Origin of the sequence: Marinobacter sp. M3C (assembly GCF_023311895.1) — a bacterium.
Taxonomy (GTDB): Bacteria; Pseudomonadota; Gammaproteobacteria; order Pseudomonadales; family Oleiphilaceae; genus Marinobacter.
The window spans coordinates 4,576,922-4,602,730 of sequence record NZ_CP092284.1 but is presented as its reverse complement, the minus strand read 5'-3'; the positions used below and the strand labels follow the sequence as shown (position 1 = coordinate 4,602,730).

The following is a 25,809-nucleotide window of genomic DNA, read 5'->3' as shown; positions in this document are numbered from 1 at the left end:
CTTTGTTCAACTTGAACATTGACCTAAACAAAAATTACACAGATGATTGAACAGTATTTAGTGCAATAATGAACAACCCGCTTCGCACATCGGCGTCGAATAACTCCAAAACGAACACAGAGATGCGGCTTAATGAAAAACACCGAATACGAAAATGAACGCAGCCTGGTCGAACAGTCCTGGGATCGCTGCATCGCCTGGGGCCTTGATCACGACTTCGAACCCACACCACCGGCACCCGGCGCAGCACAGGTAGAGGAGCTGGAGCGCCAATATCACGAACTACTCGCCAGTACCGAAGCCGAAGTGTTGCCCTACTATAGAAATGTACTCTCCAGCAGTCGCTGCCTGATTCTGCTGGCAAACCGGCACGCAACAGTGCTCAAAAGCTGGGGTGACGAGCGTATTACCGGGGCACAATTAAAACCTTGGTTCCAGCAAGGCTCAAACTGGCAGGAGGAGCGCTGTGGTACAAACGCCATAGGCACTGCGATTGCCGCCAACAAAGCGGTGCAGATTCAGCGCAACGAACACTTTTTAAAACTCAATCGCAGCATGATTGGCTCTGCCGCGCCTATTTTTGACGCACACAAGCAGTTGGTTGGCGTACTCAGCGTATTCAGTGACGCCTACCTGCCCCAGGCTCACACTCTGGGCGTGGTTCGGTTGCTGGCGCAGTCGGTAGACAATCGCCTGCTAAAGCGGCAATTTGAGCGGGACCATTTTCTGCTGACACTCAGTACCACCGCAGACAACTTCGACAGCCCCTGGTCCGGTATACTGATTTGCGATGACTTGGGGCGTGTCGTGGCCAGCAATCAGCGTGCTGATCAACTGTTAAGTAAGACGACCGTTGGGGTTCGGCTGGACGACCTGTTTACGACCCATCGCAATCACATTCTTGGGCACCCACCGCAATCTGCGTTGCAGCTCAGCACTAAAAATCGAGTACGTTTGAGTGCGAAGGTCCAGCGACCCACTGTTGCCCACGTAAAGTCGCCCGCCGAGGATGATCTAGTAGTAGCACGACAAACCAAGGCGACACAGACGAACAGCGCCGACTTTTCAACCCTTGAATACGGCGACGCAACCGTTCGCCGCTGCGCCGAACAAAGCCTAAAAGTGCTGGAGCGCGGCGTGCCAGTGCTGATTACCGGGGAAACCGGGGTTGGCAAAGAAGTGCTGGTTAAAGCCCTGCATCAGGCCACACAGCGCAGAGAGCAGGCGTTGGTTGCCGTTAATTGCGCGGCTATTCCGCCGGAGCTGGTGGAATCGGAACTGTTCGGCTACGAAGCCGGCGCCTTTACCGGAGCACGGGCGCAAGGTTCGTTGGGGTTCATTCGTAAAGCTCACAAAGGCATTTTATTTCTGGATGAAATTGGCGAAATGCCATTATCGGCACAATCCAGGTTATTGCGGGTACTTCAGGAACGAGTGGTAACACCGGTTGGCGCCACCGACAGTATTGCGGTAGATATTCTGCTGATAACAGCCACCAACCGAGCACCGGCCTTGCACGTTGAGTCGGGCCAATTACGTGCAGACCTTTACTATCGCATCAACGGATTGTGTGTCGAACTGCCAGCACTTCGTGATCGCACTGATAAACAAAAACTGGTGCAACATATTTACAGCCAATACCGCGACCCAGTGCAAAGCGAGGCACTGTCGCCCCGGATTCTGGCAGCACTGACCAATCACCCGTGGCCCGGAAATATCCGCCAACTGGTCAATGTGGTCAGGGTCGCTGTTGCCATTGCCGACGGCGAAGATCTCCAGATATGGCATCTGCCCGCAGATTTTTTGGCACAGCTCGACCCCACCGCTACCGGCAACCTGTCAGACGCAGTTAACGCCGCCATCGGCGAGAGTCGCTTGGAGGCCACGCTTGGCAGACTAAAAAAAACCGCGCCAGAACCCCTTTCTCACACACTGCAGGTCTATCAAAAATGCATGGGCAACATTTCCAGCGCAGCGCGAGAGCTATCAATCAGCCGCAACACACTTTATAAGCGCCTGCGGGAACTTGGTGTGCGCTAACGCGCATACCAAGTTTATTATCGCTTCACTTAGAGCTTATGCACCGCCTGAATCCAACCCGCGTAAAGTCGATCGCGATCTGCTTTCGACATTACCGGTGCAAAGCGGCGATCACAGCGCCATAACTCGGCGAGTTCGTCCAGCGAACCGTATACACCCGCTTTCAAACCCGCCAAATAAGCTACGCCCAAAGCAGTGGTTTCCACCAACGAAGGCCGATCAACAGTTGCGCCCAAGATATCGGCCAAAAACTGCATAACCCAGTTGTTTTTAACCATGCCACCATCTACCCGCAGGGTAATCGGACGAATGCCGTCTCTCTCCATGGCTTTCTGCAGGTCTTTGGTCTGATAGCACACCGATTGCAACCCGGCGGTCACAATTTCCTTAATGCCGGTGTCGCGGGTCAGGCCAAAAATGGCGCCGCGGGCGTTAGGGTCCCAATAAGGTGCGCCCAGTCCGGTAAACGCCGGCACCAGATAAACGCCGTGGTCTACCGGCGTGCATTGCGCCAGTGGTTCAGCCTCGCTGGCGTTATTAATCAATTGCAAACCATCACGCAGCCACTGAATCGTTGCCCCGGCAATAAAGATGCTGCCCTCTATCGCATAGGTCGGCTTACCATTCAAACGATAGGCGACCGTTGTCAGCAAACGATGCTCGGATTGCAGCGCTTTGTCGCCGGTATTGAGCATGAGAAAACAACCTGTGCCGTAGGTGCTCTTCGCCATACCGACCTCGAAACAGGTCTGGCCGAACAACGCCGCCTGCTGGTCGCCGGCAACACCTAAAACAGACACGCCGTTTAGCGCACCGCCTTCCGTGATTTTGCCAAAATCGTCTGACGAGTCCATCACTTCGGGCAGTAAGGACGCGGGAATGTCGAATAATTTCAGTAGCTCTTCATCCCACTGCTGGGTATGAATATTAAACAGCAACGTGCGACTGGCGTTGGTAGCGTCGGTGCGGTGTACCTGCCCCCCGGTGAGCTTCCACAACAGAAAACTGTCAACGGTTCCAAAAGCCAGTTCCCCACGTTCTGCCCGCTCTCGCGTGCCTGGAACATTTTCCAGTATCCAACGGATTTTTGTGGCGGAAAAATAAGGGTCTATTAACAGTCCGGTTTTGCTATGCACTGCGGGTTCATGGCTGGACGACTTCATTGTTTTGCAGTAAGCGGCAGTTCGCCGATCCTGCCAGACAATCGCGTTATAAACCGGCTCGCCGGTTTTCCGATCCCATATAATGGTGGTCTCACGCTGATTGGTAATGCCCACTGCGATTACTTCGTCATCTGCACCGAACTCTTCTGCCATCACTTCGTCGCAGGTACTTTTCACCGTCGACCAGATGTCTGCCGGCTTGTGCTCTACCCAGCCACTGTCAGGAAAATGCTGGGGAAACTCCTGCTGCCGTACCGCATGAATATTGCCACGCAAATCAAAAAGAATAGCGCGGGAACTGGTGGTTCCCTGATCTATGGAAAGTATGTATTGACTCATTTTTTGTAGACCTCGTTTTCTTATTTGTTCGTATTTTTACTTTTTTGAACATGAATGCCAAGAAGTTTCGCCTGTATCCGCACTCTGCGCACGTCTGTTGGGCCCGAACGGCTGCATAAAACATCGAAAACGACTAAACTTTCGTAGTATTTTCAATCAAACACACAGTCATATAAAAAGAACCCCAAGTGGAGGATGTTGAATGGCACAGCGGCGCCGACAGGATTTGATTATGGAACTGATCCAGCACAACGGGTTTGTAACCACCGAACAGCTCGTAGACCAGTTCAAAGTAACGCCGCAAACCATTCGCCGGGACTTGAACGAGCTAGCCAAACATAAAAAGCTAAGGCGCCATCACGGCGGTGCGGGCATAGACTCAAGCACCGTCAACACCGATTATCAGGCCCGCAAGATTATGGACCTGGAGGCCAAAGAGCGCATCGCCGAAGCCATGGTCAAGCTGATTCCCGATAATTCCTCAATATTCATCAACATTGGCACCACTACCGAAACCATTGCTAAAGCCTTGCTTGAAAAGAACAACTTACAGATTGTAACCAACAATTTGCACGTAGCCTCTATTCTATCCGCCAAGGACGACTTCCACGTTATTATCGCCGGTGGCGAAGTACGCAGTCGCGATGGAGGCATTGTAGGCGAAGCCACGCGGGATTTTATCAATCAGTTCAAAATGGATTTTGGCATTATCGGCATCAGCGGCATTCACAACGACGGCTCGCTACTGGATTTTGATTACCGCGAAGTGCGAGTCGCCCAGGCAATCATTGCCAATTCCGGTCAAATTTTACTAGCAGCGGATCACTCCAAGTTTGGCCGCAACGCCATGGTTCGGTTAGGCAACATCACCCAAGCCGATCACGTATTCACTGACCAGCCACCGCCCCCGGAAATCTCGCGACTGCTCATCGAACACGATGTTATTCTTCATTTAGTCTGATTTTGGGCGAAGAATCGGTTTGATGCTCCGTATCTTCTTTTATTTTCGCTTTTTTTCTATTTTTTCCTTTACGAATATATCTACCTTTCGCATAATACGGTTTTCAGCGCGTATGAACTCTGAAAAGTGCGCATAACAAGAAAGCGTCTTTTCCAATGGCATCAGGAGATGACCCACAATGACTGTAGATCACCAACGTTATGACGTCGTTGTAGTTGGCGGCGGCGTAAATGGTACAGGCATCGCAATGGACGCTGCCGGCCGAGGCTTGAAAGTACTGCTTTGCGAAATGAATGATTTGGCTTCGGCGACGTCATCCAGCAGCAGCAAGCTTATTCACGGCGGACTGCGTTACCTGGAACACTATGAATTTCGCCTGGTGCAAAAAGCACTGGCCGAGCGCGAGTCTCTTTTGCGCAATTCTCCTCACATTATGTGGCCCATGCGCTTTCGTTTGCCACACCGGTCGCACTTACGCCCGGCGTGGATGATCCGCGCAGGTTTGTTTCTTTATGACCATTTGGCCAAGCGGGAAATTTTGCCCGGCTCCAAGTCCATTCGTTTTGATGAGTTTGGTCCGCTAAAACCGGATATTACACGCGGCTTTGAATATTCCGATGGCTGGGTAGACGACGCACGACTGGTGATACTGAACGCTAAAAAAGCCCAGCAGTCCGGTGCCACCATTTTGACTCGCACCAAGTGCGTACACGCAGAACGCGGTCACGAAGAATGGCAAATCACCCTTCGCGACACCGACACAAACGCAGATCAGATAGTTTCTGCCAAGTGCATTGTGAACGCTTCGGGCCCTTGGGTAAGTTCACTGTTTGGCGAAAGCTTGTCGATGCCGGCGCCGAAGATGATCCGCATGGTAAAAGGCAGCCACATTGTTGTGCCCCGCCTGAACCAGGAAGAAGAAGCCTACATTCTTCAAAATGAAGACGATCGCATTGTGTTCGTTATTCCTTACGAAGATAACTTCTCGCTGATTGGCACCACCGACGTTGAATACGAGGGCAATCCGAAGGAAGCCAAAATTTCGCCAGAAGAAATCATCTATTTGCTGAAAATTGTGAACTCGTACTTCAAGAGACAGCTGGAACCATCTGACGTGGTCTGGTCCTATTCGGGCGTGCGCCCGCTGATGGACGGTGAAGAAGAGAACGCACAGAAAGCCTCCCGCGACTACACCTTTGAAGTCAGCGAAGAGAAAAACAAAGCGCCGTTGATTTCGGTGTTTGGTGGCAAAATCACCACGTATCGCAAACTGGCGGAAGCGGCCACCGATAAAATTTGCCACTTCTTCAAAAACACCCGGGGCCATTGGACAAAAACGGCCGTGCTTCCGGGTGGCGACTTTGATAACCAGATTAATCTGGCCGCGTCGCTCAACGAGGCCTATCCCTGGTTGCCGGAAAAATTGGTCAGCCGTTACGTGCGCACCTACGGCACAACGTCGCGGGATATTCTGAACAACTGCGCTAACGTAGACGATCTTGGCAAGCACTTCGTGGGCACGCTCTATGAGAAAGAAGTAGAGCATCTGATCAAAAACGAATGGGCCGTGACCTCCGAAGACATCCTATGGCGCCGCACTAAGCAAGGGCTCTACGCCTCAGACAGCGAAGTCGAAGCGCTAGACAGCTTCCTGAAAGACAGAGCAACCGCTTAAAGCAGTCAACTTTCTCCACCACAGCGCCTGATACTCTCTCAGGCACTTTTCTCCGGCCGGATTATTCCGTCCGGAGTTTTTTTGCCTGAAATTCAGATAAAAAATCAGGCAAAAAAAAAGACTGAGAACCCCACTCAGTCTTTTTCCATGTCATTGAAGGGTTCTGATAGCAGAACCCTTCAATCTTCAAACCATCAGCATTAGAACGTTAGCTGTGAGCCGAAGATGATGGCGTTGTATTCGCCATCGCCGTCACCGGTGCCATAGATCTGGTACTCGGCCAACAAGGTAAAGTTATCCGTAGCCGCATAACGGGCGAACAACATAGTGAGGTCTGAATCACCCGCACCGGCGCCATTCAGCTCCTCGAAGTCATCTTCGCCTTCACCGTAGCTAGCACCCAAGGTGGTGCGATTAATTTGATAGGTGGTTTCAACATACCACTGGTTTGCGTCTTCTTCGTTTGGATCAAAACGCGCTGCGAACACTCCGTTGCCGGTGCCTGAGGTCATTGAGTAGTTACCACGGACAGCCAGGTCACCTAAGGAAACGGAGCCACCAAAGTCGATACCAGACATAGTGTATTGGTTAGTGCCCGTTTTGGAGCCTACGTCTTGACTGAAACCGCTGGACCAAAGCGAGAAGTTATCCGCCGAGTACACGACGTTGGCTTCGATGCGGGGCGTGTCATATTCAGCATTTGCACCACCGGCGGTGGTGGAGTCGACCTTCGATGGGCTAAACACGCCAACCTTGAACTGCAAACCACCAAGATTATTAGAGGTATACATCACACGTGGCTGGAAGTCAGCATAGAAATAGCCATTGCCGATACGCCCCGCCGTAGCGGCTACTTGATCAGGGCCAGCGCCGATCAAACCAACGCCCATCCCACTGCCACTGTCGCCAATCGCAGGCGTCCCAAAGATACCGAAACCTTTACCGATATTGACGGTACCAAAATCACCGGCCACGGCAATTTCAGATACCCGGCTACGGAACTCTTCATCCGCATCGCCCGGCGCAATGCTGGCATTCATCTGAAAATGACCAGATACCTGAAGACCGTTTTGCATCGGTGCATAAATATTGGTTTGCAATGTTGCCGGATTAAAACCAGTGGTGATGGAAAATGAGTCTTCCCCATCCAAGAAATCACCACCTGCTCTTTTGTCGTAATCGCCAAAAACCGCAAAAATTGGTAAATGGCCATTAACGCCCACTTTCCAACCATTATCTGATTCAAATGCGACTTCCGCCATTGCCGGTGAAGCCATCCCTGCTGCCATAAGTGACAGCGCAGCCGCCAAGGGCGCCTTGCGCAATGGACGACGGCTGGGAGTTTCCGCAAATGCGTTATGTTCGATCATGTCAGCTTCCTGTTGTTATTAGTGCCAGATCTCAGACTGCTGTACCGTCGCAGCGCCCGCGGCGCTTACTTTTTGGTACGACAACCCAATTCGTGAACGAATATTTTTATTTCGTTTTTAATCATAATATTCGGAACACAACAAATCTAACTCTCGAATAACAAAATGGAAAGGTTTTGGTCGAAGTTATTTTCGCTTTGCGTGACTTTAGACGCGCTAACTGCCCATAAAATTGCATTAAAATATTGTTCTATAAGTACTTATCGAAGAATAAAAAAATTAATTAAATTCGTTAGCGAACTTACTAATAACGCGATTTTAATAGTTTTGTACGAAAACAAACATAACCGCGGCCCTATGTGTCGGCTTAATTGTCATAATTCCAGAACACACTGGCCCCCTGCTCCGGATTGCTGGCGCTGCGGCGCATCCAACCAAACAGTTCACGGCCATGACCGTAATGGGATGCCGCCAGGTTGGGTTTTACCGGTTCGCGACTGGCAAGAACCTGTTCATCTAACAACAGCTCCAGCGAACCGGTATCTGCGTTCAGGGATATCAGGTCACCGTCGCGCACTTTGGCCAAGGCACCACCGTCAAGTGCTTCCGGATAAACGTGTATGGCGGCTGGCACTTTGCCCGAGGCGCCAGACATACGCCCATCGGTCACCAGCGCTATCTGAAAGCCGCGGTCCTGCAGAACGCCCAGGTAGGGCGTCAGCTTGTGCAACTCCGGCATGCCATTGGCTTTCGGCCCCTGAAAACGCACAACCACCACGCAATCCCGATTCAGCTCACCCGCATCAAAGGCGGCTTTCAGATCATTCTGCTTGTTGAAAACCACCGCTGGCGCCTGCACTTTGTGGTGCTGGGGTGCCACCGCAGACACCTTTATAACTCCGCGGCCCAGGTTGCCATCAAGCACCTTCATGCCGCCGTCTGAGGCGAACGGCTCGGCAGCACTGCTTAGCACGCCCGGATAAAGGCTCTTTGCCGGCGCCGGCTGCCAGGTCAGTCCGTCGTTGTTCAAAACAGGCCCCTGGGTGTACCGCTCAAGACCAAAACCCACCACGGTTTGTACATCGTTGTGCAAATAGCCGTGGCTGAGCAGTTCGCGAATCAAAAAAGGTGTGCCACCGGCTTCGTGGAAGGCATTGATATCCGCTTCGCCATTGGGATAAATGCGAGTCATGGAAGGCACCACCGACGACAGCTCAGCGTAGTCGTTCCAGTCAATAATGACGCCGGCCGCGCGGGCAATGGCCACCCAGTGCAAGGTGTGGTTGGTTGACCCGCCGGTGACCAGTAAGGCCACCAGCGCATTCACAATGGCTTTTTCATCCACCATGTTGCCCAGCCCAAAGTACCGCCCTGGGATTTCGACAGGCGGATAACCTGCTCCGTCGCGGCACAGGTAAGCTGCTCCCGTAAAGGCTTGTCAGGATGCACAAACGCACTGCCTGGCAGGTGCAGCCCCATCACCTCAACCAACAACTGGTTGCTGTTCGCAGTGCCGTAAAAGGTGCAGGTGCCGGGGCTGTGGCAAGACTGGCTTTCGGCTTCCAGCAGTTCCTCTTTACCAATTTTGCCCTCGGCGTGCAGTTGGCGAATGCGTTGTTTCTCTTTATTTGGCAGCCCAGACGGCATGGGGCCCGCCGGTACCAGAATCGTCGGCAAGTAACCAAAGCTGAGCGCGCCTATCAACAGGCCCGAAACAATCTTGTCGCAAATACCCAACAGCAGTGTTGCATCGAACATGTTGTGGCTGAGCGAAACCGCCGTGCTCATGGCGATGGTGTCCCGCGAAAACAGGCTAAGCTCCATACCTGGCTGGCCCTGGGTAACGCCATCACACATGCCCGGTGTACCATCCGCGAACTGGGCCACAGACCCCATGCCATGGGCAGCCTTACGAATAACATCGGGGAAGGACGCGTAAGGTTGGTGCGCCGACAGCATATCGTTGTACGCAGACACAATCGCCACATTGGCCCGGTTCATCAGCTTCAGGGTGTCTTTATCGCCCTGCTCACAAGCGGCAAAACCATGGGCCAGATTACCGCAAGACAAGTGCCGCGCTGGGGCGAACTGTTCTTCAACGCCTGCATACGGGCAAGATAATCCAGACGTGATGCTCGGCTGCGCTCAATAATTCTTTGGGTTACGCGATCAACGGTTGAGTTCATGGCAAGCTCCACGGGCAGCAGGTTTGTTTGATTATTTTGGTTATGAACGTAGTTTTACGTTCGATTTCTTACATTTTACGGGTTTAGTGTTCATTTTTTTGCGTTTTGTTGATACATTTACTACATCAAATGTATTTCCGAATAAAAAATATCCATTCAGGAGTAAGAGTATGACCATCCGAATCGCAATTAACGGGTTTGGCCGCATTGGCCGCAACACGCTTCGCGCCCTTTATGAGAACAATTATCGCGAGCAGATGCAGGTGGTCGCTATTAATGACCTGGGCGATGCCGAAACCAACGCTCACCTGCTCAAGTATGACAGTGTTCACGGGCGGTTTTCTGCCGACGTAAGCCACGATGCCGATTCCCTCAGCGTGAACGGCGACCGCATTGCCATCAGCGCAATCCGCAACCCAGCCGACCTGCCGTGGAAAGATCTGGGCGTAGACGTGGTGCTGGAATGCACGGGCCTGTTCACAACACGTGAAAAAGCCGCGGCCCATTTACAGGCGGGTGCCCGCAAAGTAATTATCTCTGCGCCCAGCCCAGACGCAGACGCCATGGTGGTTTTCGGTGTAAACGACCAGATTCTGAACGCCGACCATCACATTATTTCCAACGCCTCCTGCACCACGAACTGCCTCGCACCGATCGCCGAAGCTTTGAACAATGCGGTCGGAATTGAAAGCGGATTGATGACCACCATTCACTCCTATACCAACGACCAGCATTTGAGCGATGTGTACCATTCAGACCTGTACCGCGCGCGCTCGGCCACCCAGTCGATGATCCCCACCAAAACCGGTGCCGCTGCCGCGATTGGTAAAATCATTCCGGCACTGAACGGCAAGCTGGACGGCCTGGCGGTTCGTGTACCCACTATTAACGTATCGCTGGTCGACTTTGGCTTTATTGCAAGCCGCGACACCTCCGTAGAGGAAGTTAACGCCGCGGTAAAAGCCGCAGCTGACAAAAATAGCGTACTGGGATATAACCAGGAAAAACTGGTTAGCGTTGACTTTAACCACGACGCTCGTTCGAGTATTTTTGACGCCAACCACACGCGCGTGATCGGGCGTCATGTAAAAGTCATGGCCTGGTATGACAATGAGTGGGGTTTCTCGAACCGAATGCTGGATAATGCGGCTGCACTTATAAAAGCCAGCCAATGAAGGCACAAGCCGACAACCAGCCAAACCGCGTAAGCGAAACACCTTCACACTCTGAAAGGACACCCACTATGCTCCGGCGTACAAAGATTGTTGCCACCCTTGGTCCCGCTACCGACAGCCCCGAATCTTTGGGCGCTATTATTGCTGCGGGTGTCGACGTTACCCGTCTGAATTTTTCCCACGGCACGGCGGAAGATCACGAAAAGCGCGCGCGCCTGGTACGCGACACCGCCAAGGCACAGGGCCGTTTTGTCGCTATTATGGCCGACCTGCAAGGGCCAAAATTGCGCATTGCCCGCTTTCGCGACAATAAGGTCACCCTGACCGCCGGCCAAACCTTTGTGCTGGATGCCACCATGGACAAAGAAGGTGGCACCTCCGATTGCGTAGGCATCGATTACGAACAGCTGATCCGCGATGTAAAACCTGGCGACATTCTGGTGCTGGACGACGGCCGCATCGAAATGCAGATAGACGCGGTAGACAATCACAGCATCACCTCCACAATTTTGATCGGTGGACCCTTGTCTAACAACAAAGGCCTGAACAAGCGCGGTGGTGGCCTGTCGGCTGAAGCGCTGACCGAGAAAGACAAGCAAGACATTGTTACTGCCGCCAAATTGGGCGCGGATTATGTGGCCGTTTCTTTCGTTCGCAACGCCGAAGACATGCACACAGCCCGTCGTTTGCTGAAAGAGGCCGGCTCTGAAGCGGGCCTGGTCGCAAAAATTGAACGCGCCGAGCTGGCCCACGATGACGCCGCTCTGGATGCGGTCATCGAAGCGTCTGACGTGGTCATGGTTGCCCGCGGCGACCTGGCTGTGGAAATCGGCGATGCCGAACTGGTCGGTGTACAAAAGCACATTATTCAGCGCGCTCGAATTCTCAACCGCGCGGTGATTACGGCCACCCAGATGATGGAATCGATGATCACCAACCCCATGCCCACCCGCGCCGAAGTGTCGGATGTGGCTAACGCGGTGATGGATTACACAGACGCAGTGATGCTGTCAGCAGAAACCGCTGTTGGTGATTATCCGGTGGAAGCGGTAAGCGCCATGGTAAGAATTTGCATTGGTGCGGAGAAACACCCCTCCATGCATCAGTCCAAACATCGGATGCACGAGTCCATGGGACGGGTGGATGAAGCCATTGCGTTGTCTACCATGTACGCAGCCAATCACCTGAACGGCATAGCCGCTATCATCTGCCTGACCGAAACAGGTGCAACCCCGCGACTGATGTCTCGCATCAAGTCCAGCCTGCCGATTTACGCGTTTTCACGCCATCACACCACCCAGCACCGGGTAGTGATGTACCGCGGCGTGCAAACCGTACCCTTTGATGCTGCAAACTTTGCGGCCGAAGACACCAACACCCAGGCGGTTGAGCAGCTGGTAAAACAAGGCGTGGTGAAAGACGGCGATCTGGTTATCATCACCAAAGGCAGTTTTACCAATGCCCAGGGCGGCACCAACTCCATGCAAATCCTACGTGTAGGTGAACATCTGCACTAAACCGCAGGTTATTCAGCCAATAAAAAACGCCAGCTTGCTGGCGTTTTTTATTGGCTGTTCATTGCCTTCTCGTGTCAACCTTAAGCCTCAGCGGAACCTATTGACGCGTTCAGTTCCGCCAGACTTGCCCTGGCCAGCTCGCGGATTCCCGCCCAGTCTCCGCTCGCCACTGCGTCTTCCGGCGTCAGCCAGGTTCCGCCCACGGTCATCACGTTGTCTAAAGCCAGGTAACCCGCTGCGGTGTTTTGGCGAATACCGCCGGTGGGGCAAAACCGAACCCCGGCAAACGGTCCGCTTAATGCCCGCAAGCCCGCCGTGCCGCCGGCCACTTCTGCTGGAAAGAACTTGAAACGGCGGTAACCCAACTGGTAACCACTCATTAATTCTGACGCCGTAGCAATGCCCGGCAGCAGCGGCGCCTGCGCTTGCAACCCGTATTCCAGCAACGACTGTGTGATTCCCGGTGTTACGACAAACTGCGCACCCGCTGCCTCTGCCTGCTTATACTGCTCTACCGTTAACACCGTACCCGCGCCTATCACGGCATCGGGCAATGCCTTGCGCAGAGCACGAATCGCATCCAGACCGTAGTCACTGCGCAGAGTGATCTCGAACACCTTAAGACCACCCTGCATCAACGCCTCGCAAAGAGGCACCGCGGTGTCTGGGTGATTAATGGTGATCACCGGCAGCAGCGGCGACAGGCTGATGATGTCGTCTAACCGTTGGCGCTGTGCGTGAGCTTGGGCATTCATCAATAAGGTCACTTTTAGGGGCTCCAAAAAATGTGCAAACCCGACCGCAGAAACGCGCGGATTGGCATGTGCGCCCAGTTGTCAGGTTCGGCCAACGCCTTTTTCAGAGTGGCCAGCTTGTCGTCGCCCTGAATGTGCAGAATACAATGACGGGCGCCCGCAATGGCACGTCGGGTCAGAGTGATTCGCGCGTGGGCTTGCTGGGGTGGTGTTATCGCGGCCAATTTGCTGCCGTTGTGCTCCGCCATAGCGGCGACCAGTTCCGGCGCACCAGGAAATAACGATGCGGTATGGCCGTCGTTGCCCATACCCAACACCACCACGTCCAGCGGCCAGCTAAGAGATTCAAGCCGTTGGCAAACTCCACCTAGGCCTGCTGAAGGGCTTGCGACGTTTTCGTACAGTGGATAAAAACGTGCCACTACAGCCCTTCCCTGCAACAGATGCTCGCGTATCTGGGCGCTGTTGCTGTCTGGGTGCGATGGCGCTACCCAGCGTTCATCTACCTGCACAATATCTATCCGCTGCCAGTCCAGCACTTGCTGGGCCAAAGCCCTAAACAGCAAAATCGGTGTACTGCCGCCAGACAACGCCAAGCTAGCCCGCGGCGCTGCGTCAAGACGTTGGCGCAGAATCAATGCAATCTGCTCTGCCAATTTCAGGGCAAGGTCTGCCGGAGTCGCAGCCGGGTGCCAAAATACGCCGCTGGGCAATAGGGGCTTAGACATCTTCATACCAGCTTCGTCCGTCACGGGTTATTAAAGCCACCGAGGCCACCGGCCCCCAACCACCTGCGGCGTAACGTTTGGGTGGCTCGCCGCTGTCTTGCCAATTGGTGATGATCTGGTCTACCCAGCGCCAGGCGTGTTCAACTTCGTCACGGCGCACAAACAGGTACTGGTGGCCTTTCATGACTTCCCACAGCAGCCGTTCATAGGCTTCGGGGATGCGAACCTTGGCAAAGGTTTCGGCGAAGGTTAGATCCAGCGGCCCCTGGCGCAGGCGCATGCCTTTATCCAGGCCTTGGTCTTTGGTGAGTATTTTCAGCGCCATGCCTTCGTCTGGCTGCAGGCGGATAATCAACTTATTGTTGGCCAGATGCTTCTGGTCCGGGTCAAATATATAATGCGGTGCCGGTTTGAAATGAATCACGATTTGGGACAACTTTTCAGGCAGCCGTTTACCGGTGCGGATGTAAAATGGCACACCGGACCAGCGCCAGTTATCGATTTCCACTTTCAGCGCGACAAAGGTTTCCGTATCACTGGATTTATCCGCACCTTTTTCATCAAGGTATCCCGGCACCGCCTTGCCCTCGCTGGAACCTGCGGTGTACTGCCCGCGCACCGCGTAATGTTCCATCATGGCGGGCGTAATTTTGCGCAGAGCTTTCAGCACTTTCACTTTCTCATCGCGAATGCTGTCCGCCGACAAATCAGACGGTGGATCCATGGCAATCAGGCACAGCAGTTGCAGCAGGTGGTTCTGAATCATGTCACGCAGTTGCCCGGCCTTGTCAAAATAGCCCCAACGCCCTTCAATACCCAAGCTTTCTGCCACGGTGATTTCTACGTGGGAAATGTGGTTCTGATCCCACTGGGAGGCAAAAAGATTGTTGGCGAAACGCAGAGCAATCAGGTTTTGCACCGTCTCCTTACCCAGATAGTGGTCAATGCGGAACAGCTCACTTTCAGCGTATACCTCGCCCAGGGCATCGTTGATGACCCGCGACGATTGCAGGTCATGGCCAATGGGTTTCTCAACCACCACCCGGGTGTGCTCACTGCAGCAGTCGGAATCTCGTAGATTGCGCGCAATCACCCCGTACAACGACGGCGGCGTGGCCATGTACACAATCAGATTGTTATTGACGCTGTCGCGCCAACCGTTCAATTCCGGATAACTCTCGCGGCAGCTAAAGTCAAGGCTGCGGTATTCCACCCGCTTTAACAGACGCTCTACAACCGATTGTTGAAATTCTTCAGTCGGAACCCGCTGACGCAAATTATCGGCAATCTGCTGGCGCACGTCGTCGCTGCTGTGTTCGCTCCGGGCCAGTGCCAGAATACGGCTTCCTTCAGCAAGCAAATCCGCGCGTTCAAGCTGGTAAAGCGCCGGAAACAGCTTGCGGTTGGCCAGGTCGCCCAGGGCGCCAAAAATTATCAAATCGCAGCGAGTATGGTCTGATTTGGTCATTGTAGTAATTTTATCCAATAATCGCCGCTAAAATCGGCGCATACAGTTATTTAACCCCACTTCCGACACTTTTACTACACCCCAAATATGTCAAACAGGGTATAATTTTTAAAATTTCACATCAAACATTTCGTAGCAACCATTCAATATCAACCATTCAGTATCAACGAAAGTAATCAGGGAGCTTCAGGCATGGCTGCAACAACCCTCACCCATTCCCGCCGGGATGATAATCTGCTTGAGGATATTAAGCAGAGGCTGGAGCAGCTCAACAAATCCGAGCGCAAGGTGGCAGAGGCCATTATGCGCGACCCCAGCGCCGCAACCCGTTACAGCATTGCCGCGCTGGCGCGGGCGTCTGACGTTAGCGAACCGACAGTTAACCGTTTTTGCCGCGGGTTTTCCGCCACCGGTTTTCCCGACTTCAAGATTCGCCTGGCACAAAGCATTGCCACCGGCACTCCCTATGTCGGCCAGAACGTTGAGCCGGACGACACAGTGGCGGAGTTTGCCGACAAGATCATACTCAGCACCATGGCAAGCCTGGATAAGGCGCGCCAGACGCTGGATGCCAAGGCGTTAGCGCAAGCCATCGATTCGTTGATTCAAGCCAAGCAGATCAGCTTTTTTGGCATGGGTGCCTCGGCGTCGGTGGCGATGGACGCCCAACACAAGTTTTTCCGCTTCAACATACCTGTTACGACTTATGACGACGCCTTGATTCAACGAATGGTGGCTGCTGGCTCCCACGTGGGCGATGTGATTGTGGCTATCTCATACACCGGGCGCACCCGGGAAACCGTGGAAATAGCACAAATTGCCCGCGATAACGGCGCCACGGTCATTGGCATTACCAACCCTCAATCGCCCCTGGCGGCAGTGTCCAGCGTGGTGTTGCCGGTGATTTCGCCGGAAGATACCGAAGTGTATATGCCCATGTCGTCGCGTATTATACAGCTTACCGTCATCGACATTCTGGCTACAGGGGTGACGTTAAAGCGCGGCCCGGATTTTCTCAGCCACTTAAAAAAGGTAAAAGAAAGCCTGCGCCCGACCCGCCTGCCACTGACGCAGCCCTGATAGCACATGCGCTAAAGCAACGTTGACGTTAGAAACAAAAAAGCCCGAACCGGCTATCCGGTTCGGGCTTTTTTACTCGCCTTGGGCGTCATCCTGCCCTGGATTCTCCCTAGCTTTACGCTAGCTGTGTGCCAAACCTGTACTACGGGCGCTCCACCTCGGCGTTATTCCGCAGCCACTGCTGGTAGGCCGTATATTCGCGCTGGCCGTCCAGTGAGGCCAGAAACTCCTGCAACTGCACGTATTCGGTGCTGTCGGTGTTTACCTCGCCTTCGTTAACCTTATCCAGAGCGATTACGACGGCACTGTTACCGGTAATCGTGTGGCCATAACTGACTTTACCTGCCAGTGGGCGCGGCAACGCGTAAACCGTCTGCATGACCTCACCGCCTAATTCCGGCGCACTGCGGGGCTGTTCGCTGTAAGCCGTCCAGCTGTCGTCGGCGATATCCGGTAACGATTCGCCGGCCTGTAACTGCGCGGCCATTTCGCTGGCACGGACCACCAGCGCGGTACGGGTTTGCTCGACTTCCAGATTACTGCGAATTGCGTCCTCCACGCCGCCTAGCGGCAGCACCTCGGCCTCGCGATAAACCCGCACTCGGGCGACCACCGCGCGATTGTCGGCAACGTCAATCAGCTCGGTGTTATAACCACCGTTCAATACGTCTTCCGAAAACAACTGGCGCACCAGTCCGGCATGATCAAACGGCTCAGCGCCACCGCTACGGGTAATGTTGTCAGCCTGGCGAAGCTCAAGATTCAGGTCTTTCGCTGGCCCTTCCAGATTGTCGGCCGCGTAAGCCGAGTCCGCCAGTGTTGTACGTGCCTGGGCATAAGCTTCACGCGCTTGCTCGCGGGACAGATCGTTACGCAACTGCGCGGCAACGTCGGCCAGGGCGGGCACGTCTGAACGGCGAACGTCGTTTAATTTGATCAGGTGTACACCAAAACTGGTGCGCACCGGGCCTGAAACAGCGCCAGGTTCAAGGCTGAACAGGGCTTCATCGAAGGCTGGGTCGTAAACCCCGCGGCCGGCAAAGCCCAGATCGCCGCCCTGCTCGCCAGAAACCGTATCAATCGACAGTTCCTGCGCCAGCGCTGCGAAGTCTTCACCGTCAGCCAGGCGCTGCTGGATACTCTCAACAACGGTTTCCGCATCGGCGGTGTCTTCAATCAGGATATGCGCCGCCCGGCGCTCTTCGCGAGCCAGATCGGCTTCGCGGCTTTGATAATAAGTCAGAAGCTCTTCGTCACTGATGACGATGGCGTCAGCCAGCGCGTCCAGCGATAACACAACATAGCTGACATCGACTTGCTCGGGCTGCTGAAATAAGTTTGGGTTGCTGTCGTAAAACGCCTGTATGTCATCGGCGCTGACGTTTACCTTATCAGCCACGGCGCTGGCAGAAATGCTCAGCAGGCGGAAATCACGGGTCTGATTTTGAATCTGCATCAGCCGCGTAATGCTATTGCTGGTGACAACGCCGCTGGCGACGATACCGGCGCGAATCTGGTTCACCACGGTTTGCTTGCGTATGGCATCGCGGAATTCGCCAACACCCATACCCACATTGCGGACGGTGGCAACAAACTGATCGCGATTGAACTGGCCGTCTACCTGAAACTGGGGCATCTGGGTGATCAACGCATCAATATCGGCGTCAGACAACGCCAGGCCCTGCCGGTCTGCGTCCTGCGCCAACACCTGCTCTTCGATCAGTGCCTGCAGTACGTCGACTCGAATCTGATCTTCGTTCAACAGAGAAGGATCCGGCCGTTCCATACGGGACAGACGGTTCTGACTTTCCAGCTGCACCACCCGTAAAAATTCGCGCTCGGTAATGTCTTGGCCATTCACCGTAGCCACTTCCGGTTCGCCGCTGAAGCCGCCAATAATGGCGTCCATTCCCCAAACGGAAAGCGACAAAATCAGCAAGCCGATAATGATCTTGGCAATGGTGCCCTGGGCGTTTTCCCGCATATCTTGAAGCATGTGTCTCCCGAATCCCTGTTCAAGGTCGTACTGTGCCAGCGAATGCCGGCGAATTTTTTATCGTCATCAACGCAATTCTGGCGCTGTTAACGTAGATCTCGCGTTGTTAACGTAAAAAGGCGCATTCAGTGTGGAATGCGCCTTTAATATTTCTGGCGCAGCTCCAAAACGCGGAGCTGCCGTCGAAAAACCCGTTACTTAACGGCGTCTTTCAGGGCCTTACCTGCTTTGAAACCAGGTACTTTAGAGGCCTTAATCTGAATCTCGGCGCCTGTCTGCGGGTTACGGCCAGTACGGGCAGCTCGTTCTTTCACGGAGAAAGTACCAAAACCAATCAACGTTACCTGGTCGTCCTTTTTCAGGGCACTGGTAATGGAGGTGGTCATGGCATCCAGAGCGCGGCCAGCGGCGGCTTTGGAAATATCAGCGGACTCTGCAATTGCATCAATAAGTTCGGACTTGTTCACACTAAACCCCTTCGATTTCAGGTTGAAGATGTTATAGGTCGATGGATCTCAAACGCAGAGACTATTGCACATACGTTTGCAGAATTCCATTCGGCAATTATTTTTATTCCCTGCGGCAACAATCCGTTAGTCGGAGCGGTAAACCGGTAGTTGGAATAGCTTTATAAAACGCGGGAGCCCTTGGTACAGGCTGCTTCACGGCGAAACAGTTATACCAATGGGCTCTTCCGTGTGTCAACAATTCATGTCGGATTTAGTGCGTATTTGGGCGTTCGTTCGATTCTGCGTCGTCGTCACAGCCGACCTTAGCGGCTGTTTTTTCCGCAATATCACCCGCCATTACCTCCGGCGCATACACCAACGCAATGTCTAGCACTTCGTCAATCCATTTGACCGGGCGAATTTCCAGAGACTCTTTGATATTTTCAGGTATCTCCTTGAGATCTCTGACATTTTCATCCGGTATTATAACAGTTTTAATACCTCCCCGGTGCGCTGCCAGCAGCTTTTCCTTAAGTCCGCCGATGGGTAAAACACGACCGCGCAAGGTTATTTCACCGGTCATCGCGACGTCACTGCGCACCGGGTTACGGGTCAACGCAGACACCAATGCTGTACACATACCTATACCGGCGCTGGGGCCGTCTTTTGGAGTCGCGCCCTCAGGCACATGCACGTGCAAATCGTGTTTTTCGTGGAAATCGTCGGCAATACCCAGCGCTTTAGCGCGACTACGCACAACGGTTAATGCCGTCTGGATAGACTCCTGCATAACGTCGCCCAACGAACCGGTTTTCACCACCCGACCTTTACCCGGCGTAAGCGCACATTCGATGGTCAGCAATTCGCCGCCCACCTGAGTCCATGCCAGACCGGTCACCTGGCCAATTTCGTTATTTTCTTCTGCCAGGCCGTATTTGAATTTCTGCACACCGGAATAGTCTTCCAGCATCGCCGGTGTTATCGCTACCTGGTTCTTATCGCCGCTTGAAACGTGCTCACGCACCACCTTACGGCAGATCTTGGCAATCTCGCGCTCCAGTCCACGTACGCCAGCCTCGCGGGTGTAGTAACGCACCAGGTCGCGCAGGGTTTCTTCTGGAAGATCCAGTTCTTTGTCGCGCAGACCGTTGGCCTTTATCTGCTTGGGCAGCAAGTAACGCAGAGCGATATTCACTTTTTCATCTTCGGTGTAACCTGGAATGCGGATAATTTCCATTCGGTCCAACAGCGCCGACGGCATATTCATCGAATTCGAGGTGCACACGAACATCACATCTGACAGATCGTAATCCACTTCCAGATAATGATCATTGAAGGTGTGATTCTGTTCCGGATCTAGCACTTCCAGCAGCGCAGAACCGGGGTCTCCGCGCTGATCCATGCCCATCTTGTCGATTTCATCGAACAGGAACAGCGGATTTTTCACCCCGACTTTGGCCAGTTTCTGCAGCAGCTTACCGGGCAAAGCGCCGATGTACGTTTTGCGGTGGCCGCGAATTTCGGCTTCGTCACGCACGCCACCCAGGGCCATACGGGTGTACTTGCGATTGGTGGCACGGGCAATGGACTGCCCCAAAGAGGTTTTACCCACTCCAGGAGGCCCTACGAGGCACAACACCGGCCCTTTGATCTTCTTCACCCGGGTTTGTACCGCCAGGTATTCCAGAATGCGGGTTTTTACCTCGTCCAGACCGTAATGATCTTCATCGAGTATTTCGCGGGCCCTATCGATATCGTGGCGCACGCGGCTGCGCTTTTTCCAAGGCACCGCCAGCATCCAGTCGATATAGCCACGAACCACTGTGGCTTCGGCCGACATAGGCGACATCATTTTCAGTTTGTTCAGCTCACTTTCCGTTTTTTTGCGGGCTTCTTCCGGCAGACCGGCATCTTCCAGTTTCTGTTCCAATTCCTCGAAATCGTTATTACCATCACCCATCTGGCCCATTTCTTTCTGGATGGCCTTCATCTGTTCGTTCAGGTAATACTCGCGCTGGCTGCGCTCCATCTGCTTTTTGACCCGGCCACGGATGCGCTTTTCCACTTCAATCAGGTCAATTTCACCGTCCAGCTTGCCCAGCAGCAGTTCAATTCGCTCACGGGTATCAAGCGCTTCAAGCAGCTCCTGCTTTTGCGGAATCTGCAAGTCCAGATGGGCAGCAATGGTATCCACCAGGCGCTCTACGCCGGTAATCCCATTGAGCGCACCAGAGACCTCGGCCGGCACCTTTTTTGAGAGCTTCACAAACTTCTCGAACTCTTCCATCAAGGTCTTGCTGAGCACTTCTTCTTCGCGCTCCGGCAAGGGTTCTTCGCGCAGAATGCGGGCGTGTGCTATCAGATAGTCGCCATCTTCAATCTGTTCCAGCGCGGTACGTTCGTTGCCCTCTACCAGCACTTTCACGGTGCCGTCTGGCAGCCGCAGCATCTGCAGGATGGTGGCGAGGGTGCCAATGTTGAAAACATCGCTCACGCCGGGGTCGTCTGTGGCCGCATCACGCTGGGCGACCAACAGAATTTCCTTGCCGCGTTCCATCGCCGCTTCCAGCGCCTGGATAGACTTCTCTCGGCCCACAAACAGGGGCACAACCATGTGCGGAAACACCACCACATCGCGTAACGGAAGCAATGGGTAAACTTTCACGGTTTCTTCGGGTATCCGGGTCATAGGGAATCCTCTGACGGGGTATCATTAAAGGTATCAATAAAGAGTTTTAATAAACGTAACATCAATCATTGGGGCATCTGCGACATAAAAAAAGGGGCTAATCAGCCCCTTTTTCAGTCAATACGCGGATTTAGCGAATCAATCGTCCGGCGCAACTTTGGCCAGGTCGTTGTTGGCGTAAATCTTGAACGGTTCAGAATCACCGCTGATCACGCTTTCATCAACCACCACCTTGCACACATCCTGTTCCGACGGGATCTGATACATGGTGTCTAGCAGCGTTGCTTCCATAATCGAGCGCAAACCACGGGCACCTGTATTGCGTTCTTTCGCTTTACGAGCCACGGCGCGCAGGGCTTCCTCACGGAAATCCAGTTCTACACCTTCCATTTCGAACAGCTTCTGGTACTGCTTGGTCAAAGCGTTCTTGGGCTCGGTCAAGATCTGAACCAGGGCGTCCTCGTCCAGCTCGGTCAGGGTTGCCACAACCGGCAAGCGGCCGACAAACTCCGGAATCAAGCCAAACTTCACCAGATCTTCGGTTTGAACATCTTTGATGATCTCGCCGGCGGATTTGATGTTGTCCTTACTCGCCACCTCTGCAGAAAAGCCGATGGACGAACGCGCAGAACGTTGCTGTATCACCTTATCCAAACCCGCAAACGCACCACCGCAAATAAACAGAATATTGCTTGTGTTCACCTGCAGGAACTCCTGCTGCGGATGCTTGCGGCCGCCTTGGGGTGGTACCGAAGCCACGGTGCCTTCAATCAACTTCAACAGCGCCTGCTGCACGCCTTCACCAGACACATCCCGTGTGATGGAGGGGTTGTCAGACTTGCGAGAAATCTTGTCGATTTCGTCAATGTAAACAATGCCCCGCTGGGCTTTCTCGACATCATAATCGCATTTCTGCAGCAACTTCTGAATGATGTTTTCAACGTCCTCGCCCACATAACCGGCTTCGGTCAGGGTGGTAGCGTCGGCAATGGTAAAGGGTACATTCAGCACCCGCGCCAAAGTTTCAGCCAGTAGTGTCTTGCCGCTACCAGTAGGGCCAATCAGCAGGATGTTGCTTTTACCCAGCTCGACTTCGGCCTTACCCTCACCGTAGCGCAAACGCTTGTAGTGGTTGTATACGGCAACTGCCAGCACCACTTTAGCCCGATCCTGGCCGATCACGTACTCGTTCAGTGTTTCACGGATCTCGGCCGGTGTCGGCAGACGATCGCTGGCCTCCTCCTGAGCATTTTCCTGAATTTCTTCACGGATAATGTCGTTGCAAAGGTCAACGCATTCGTCGCAGACAAACACCGAAGGCCCTGCTATGAGCTTCCGGACTTCGTGCTGGCTCTTTCCACAAAACGAGCAGTACAGCAACTTGCTGCTATCGTCACCTCTGCCGTTTCTTTCGTCTGCCATTGAAATACCTCTGATCTCTGTTTGCCGGCGCCGGTTAAAACGGAACGCCACGCCGGCCACGGATGGAGCGTGTTACCCAAGTATTATTTATTCGGTACGCGCTTATCAAGTACTGAATCGATCAGACCATAGGCCTTAGCCTGGGTCGGATCCATAAAATTGTCACGATCGGTATCGCGTGAAATGGTTTCCAAATCCTGGCCGGTATGGTGCGCCAGAATGGAATTCAGGGTGTGGCGAATCTTGAGAATCTCACGGGTGTGAATCTCGATATCCGTTGCCTGGCCCTGATAGCCACCCAGCGGCTGATGAATCATCACCCTCGAGTTGGGCAGGCAGGCACGCTTGCCCGCAGCGCCGCCCGCCAACAAGAATGCACCCATGCTGGCCGCTTGGCCCACGCACAAAGTCGCGACATCGGGTTTAATAAACTGCATGGTGTCGTAAATCGACATACCAGCACTTACCGAACCGCCCGGACTATTAATATATAGATGGATGTCTTTGTCCGGATTTTCTGATTCCAGAAACAGCAACTGCGCCACCACCAGGTTAGCCATGTGATCTTCCACCGGGCCTACCATAAATATGACCCGCTCTTTCAACAGGCGGGAATAAATATCAAACGAGCGCTCGCCGCGCGCCGTTTGCTCAATAACCATCGGCACCAGGGCGGCACTGGGTGACATTGCGGAACCATCAATTGGTTTTTGCATCATGATGCGCCTGAACTCCTTATGAACAATGGGCATGGGCTGTCTTAGAAAGAGCAGCCGGGCATGCCGGCTGCTTGCAATGATTGTTTGTGCCGACTGCTAACGTTTGCAACCGGTCAACTATCAACGCTGGGTTTGACCCGCCTGAATGGCCTCTTCGTACTTCATGGCCTTTTCAGTTACTTGGGCCTGACCCAGCACATATTCAACCACTGCATCTTCCAGAACGGTAGATTCTATCTGGGACTTCTCCTCCGGGCTGCTATTGAAGTGTGCAATCACTTCCTCAGGTTGTTCATACGTAGACGCAATTTCCTGGATCTTTTCTTCTACTTTTTCCGCATCGGCAGTCAATTCATTCTTCTTGACCACTTCCTGGAATAACAGCCCGGTCTTCACGCGACGCGTGGCCTGCTCTTCGAAGATTTCTTTAGGCAGTTGCTGGAAATCCATCTGGCCACCGAAGCGCTTAACCGCGTCCTGACGCAGACGGTCAATTTCCTGATCAACCAAGGATGTCGGAACGTCTAGCTCTGTGCTGTTCAGCAGCGCGTCAACAACGTCATTTTTGACCTTATTGGAAATCGCCTGCTTGAGCTCACGCTCCATGTTCTTTTTCACTTCTACGCGGAACGCAGCTTCGTCTTCAGCCTCAATGCCGAACTTCTTGAAGAACTCGGCATCCAGTTCTGGCAGTTGCGGCTCTTCCACTTCGTGAATCATGACTTGGAATTTGACCGGCTTACCTTTCAACTCTTCGTTGTGGTAGTCCTCGGGGAAAGTCACGTCAATTTCCAATTCCTCGCCGGCCTTACTGCCCACGATGGCTTTCTCGAAGCCTGGAATCATCTGGCCAGAGCCGAGGGTCAAGCGATGCTTTTCAGCCGCGCCGCCTTCGAACTCTTCACCGTCGATGGTGCCTTTAAAATCAATAACGGCTATGTCTTTGTTCTTGGCCTTGCGCTTGACCGACTTCATGGTGGCCTGCTGGGTGCGCAGGTTGTCAATCATGGTGTCGATGTCTGCGTCGGTTACATCAGCCTGGGGCTTCTCGATGGTAACCGCAGACAGGTCTCCCAGCTCGATTTCTGGCAGCACTTCGAAGATGGCCACAAACTCGAGGTCTTTGCCTTCTTCCATCGTCTTGGGTTCGAAGCGCGGCCAGCCAGCGGGATTGAGATCCTGCTCCTGCAACGCCTTAACATAATTGTCGCGCATAATTTCGCCAACAATTTCCTGACGTACGCTGCCACCGAAACGACGCTTTACCACGCTCATAGGCACTTTGCCCGGGCGAAAACCATTCAGGCGTACGGTGCGCGCAGTTTCCTGCAGGCGCTTCTGAACCGCCTGGTCAATTTCCTGGGCGGGCACACCAATCGTCATGTGACGTTCGATGCTGGAAGTCGTTTCAACAGACACTTGCATGGAGAATCCTCAAAATCAGGTTCGGACTATGGATGAATTTAAAGCTCAAAATCTCTCAGCGGCACGCCGCCGCAGAAGCACTGAAAATTAAAAGCCGGCAGTTTATCACGGTTTGCCGTGCCGAGAGAATCACCTGTTTGCAACAAGCAACTGTTGACCGCATAAACGCTCGTCAGGCGTCACCGGGAACACCGAGTTCTGCAATCATTTGCCGGGCCTGAGCCCGCAGCCGAAGTTAACGCCTAACTATTTAAAGAGCAGTTACTATACGAAAAAATTCGTTCTTTTATATCCGATACGTTGGTCTATATAACTTATATTTTTCTGAAACCACAAAAAAACCCTGAAGGCGCAAACCTGCAGGGTTTTAAAATAATGGTGCGGGTGGAGGGACTTGAACCCCCACATCTCTCGATACCAGAACCTAAATCTGGCGTGTCTACCAATTCCACCACACCCGCATAACTCTTTTGCACCCGCCTAAATTTGGCCGCCGCTGATCCAAAACTTCTACTGAAACAAAAAAACCGGAAACCCGCTATTGCAAGGTCCGGATCTGATTCGAAGCGGTGAAATGGGGTGGACGAAGGGGATCGAACCCTCGACCGCAGGAGTCACAATCCTGAGCTCTACCAACTGAGCTACGCCCACC

The 25,809-nt window shown here is 53.4% G+C and carries 17 protein-coding genes, 2 tRNA genes and 1 pseudogene; 6 read left to right on the top strand and 14 right to left on the bottom strand.

Annotated features, from left to right (window positions below; all coding sequences use genetic code 11):
* Positions 1 to 132 precede the first annotated feature (132 nt).
* Complete coding sequence (locus MIH18_RS21610; protein WP_249005260.1) at positions 133 to 2,040, top strand: sigma-54-dependent Fis family transcriptional regulator; 1,908 nt, start codon at positions 133 to 135, stop codon at positions 2,038 to 2,040.
* 29 nt (positions 2,041 to 2,069) lie between these two features.
* On the opposite strand, the gene glpK is transcribed toward MIH18_RS21610, so the two are convergent.
* Positions 2,070 to 3,542, bottom strand: coding sequence for a glycerol kinase GlpK (gene glpK, locus MIH18_RS21605; protein WP_249013463.1), 1,473 nt, complete (start codon positions 3,540 to 3,542; stop codon positions 2,070 to 2,072).
* A gap of 202 nt (positions 3,543 to 3,744) precedes the next feature.
* Here glpK and MIH18_RS21600 point away from each other — a divergent pair, with 202 nt between their 5' ends.
* Both MIH18_RS21600 and glpD read left to right on the top strand, forming a co-directional pair.
* Positions 3,745 to 4,503, top strand: coding sequence for a DeoR/GlpR family transcriptional regulator (locus tag MIH18_RS21600; protein WP_249005262.1), 759 nt, complete (start codon positions 3,745 to 3,747; stop codon positions 4,501 to 4,503).
* Between the two features lie 178 nt (positions 4,504 to 4,681).
* Complete coding sequence (gene glpD / locus MIH18_RS21595; RefSeq protein ID WP_249013462.1) at positions 4,682 to 6,178, top strand: glycerol-3-phosphate dehydrogenase; 1,497 nt, start codon at positions 4,682 to 4,684, stop codon at positions 6,176 to 6,178.
* A 200-nt stretch (positions 6,179 to 6,378) separates the two neighbouring features.
* Here the strand turns inward: glpD and MIH18_RS21590 are convergent, their stop codons facing one another.
* Entirely contained in the window at positions 6,379 to 7,548 is a 1,170-nt protein-coding gene (locus MIH18_RS21590) for a porin (protein WP_249013461.1), read from the bottom strand.
* Positions 7,549 to 7,915: 367 nt separating this feature from the next.
* Positions 7,916 to 9,734 (bottom strand): annotated as a pseudogene (gene edd / locus MIH18_RS21585) (phosphogluconate dehydratase).
* A gap of 170 nt (positions 9,735 to 9,904) precedes the next feature.
* Between edd and gap the strand changes: the two are divergent.
* Together gap and pyk are read left to right on the top strand one after the other, a co-directional pair.
* Entirely contained in the window at positions 9,905 to 10,909 is a 1,005-nt protein-coding gene (gap, locus tag MIH18_RS21580; RefSeq protein WP_249005265.1) for a type I glyceraldehyde-3-phosphate dehydrogenase, read from the top strand.
* A 68-nt stretch (positions 10,910 to 10,977) separates the two neighbouring features.
* On the top strand, positions 10,978 to 12,426 hold the full coding sequence (pyk, locus tag MIH18_RS21575; protein WP_249013460.1) for a pyruvate kinase: 1,449 nt from the start codon (positions 10,978 to 10,980) through the stop codon (positions 12,424 to 12,426).
* An 80-nt stretch (positions 12,427 to 12,506) separates the two neighbouring features.
* On the opposite strand, the gene MIH18_RS21570 is transcribed toward pyk, so the two are convergent.
* From MIH18_RS21570 to zwf, 3 genes are read right to left on the bottom strand one after another with little or no spacing between them, the layout of a single operon-like run.
* Positions 12,507 to 13,181, bottom strand: a complete 675-nt coding sequence (locus MIH18_RS21570; RefSeq protein ID WP_249014662.1) for a bifunctional 4-hydroxy-2-oxoglutarate aldolase/2-dehydro-3-deoxy-phosphogluconate aldolase — start codon at positions 13,179 to 13,181, stop codon at positions 12,507 to 12,509.
* Positions 13,182 to 13,195: 14 nt separating this feature from the next.
* Entirely contained in the window at positions 13,196 to 13,915 is a 720-nt protein-coding gene (gene pgl, locus MIH18_RS21565; protein WP_249013459.1) for a 6-phosphogluconolactonase, read from the bottom strand.
* Positions 13,902 to 15,377, bottom strand: a complete 1,476-nt coding sequence (gene zwf / locus MIH18_RS21560) for a glucose-6-phosphate dehydrogenase (protein ID WP_249005268.1) — start codon at positions 15,375 to 15,377, stop codon at positions 13,902 to 13,904. Before zwf ends, pgl begins: the two co-directional genes overlap by 14 nt.
* 192 nt (positions 15,378 to 15,569) lie before the next feature.
* Between zwf and MIH18_RS21555 the strand changes: the two genes are divergently transcribed.
* Positions 15,570 to 16,457 (top strand): MurR/RpiR family transcriptional regulator, encoded by an 888-nt coding sequence (locus MIH18_RS21555; protein WP_249013458.1) that lies wholly within the window; start codon positions 15,570 to 15,572, stop codon positions 16,455 to 16,457.
* Between the two features lie 142 nt (positions 16,458 to 16,599).
* Here the strand turns inward: MIH18_RS21555 and MIH18_RS21550 are convergent, their stop codons facing one another.
* From MIH18_RS21550 to MIH18_RS21515, 8 genes are all read right to left on the bottom strand, one after another.
* On the bottom strand, positions 16,600 to 18,453 hold the full coding sequence (locus MIH18_RS21550; protein WP_249013457.1) for a SurA N-terminal domain-containing protein: 1,854 nt from the start codon (positions 18,451 to 18,453) through the stop codon (positions 16,600 to 16,602).
* A 194-nt stretch (positions 18,454 to 18,647) separates the two neighbouring features.
* A complete protein-coding gene (locus MIH18_RS21545) occupies positions 18,648 to 18,920 on the bottom strand; it encodes an HU family DNA-binding protein (RefSeq protein ID WP_007352523.1) in 273 nt (90 codons plus the stop codon).
* A 253-nt stretch (positions 18,921 to 19,173) separates the two neighbouring features.
* Entirely contained in the window at positions 19,174 to 21,591 is a 2,418-nt protein-coding gene (gene lon / locus MIH18_RS21540; protein WP_249005271.1) for an endopeptidase La, read from the bottom strand.
* A 138-nt stretch (positions 21,592 to 21,729) separates the two neighbouring features.
* On the bottom strand, positions 21,730 to 23,013 hold the full coding sequence (clpX, locus tag MIH18_RS21535; RefSeq protein WP_249005272.1) for an ATP-dependent Clp protease ATP-binding subunit ClpX: 1,284 nt from the start codon (positions 23,011 to 23,013) through the stop codon (positions 21,730 to 21,732).
* Positions 23,014 to 23,096: 83 nt separating this feature from the next.
* Positions 23,097 to 23,732, bottom strand: coding sequence for an ATP-dependent Clp endopeptidase proteolytic subunit ClpP (gene clpP / locus MIH18_RS21530; RefSeq protein WP_018403670.1), 636 nt, complete (start codon positions 23,730 to 23,732; stop codon positions 23,097 to 23,099).
* 120 nt (positions 23,733 to 23,852) lie between these two features.
* Positions 23,853 to 25,157 carry a trigger factor gene (gene tig / locus MIH18_RS21525; RefSeq protein WP_249005273.1) on the bottom strand — a complete coding sequence of 435 codons (1,305 nt, stop codon included), beginning with the start codon at positions 25,155 to 25,157 and terminating at the stop codon, positions 23,853 to 23,855.
* Between the two features lie 376 nt (positions 25,158 to 25,533).
* A tRNA-Leu gene (locus MIH18_RS21520) sits at positions 25,534 to 25,618 on the bottom strand.
* Between the two features lie 114 nt (positions 25,619 to 25,732).
* A tRNA-His gene (locus MIH18_RS21515) sits at positions 25,733 to 25,808 on the bottom strand.
* Position 25,809: the final 1 nt, after the last annotated feature.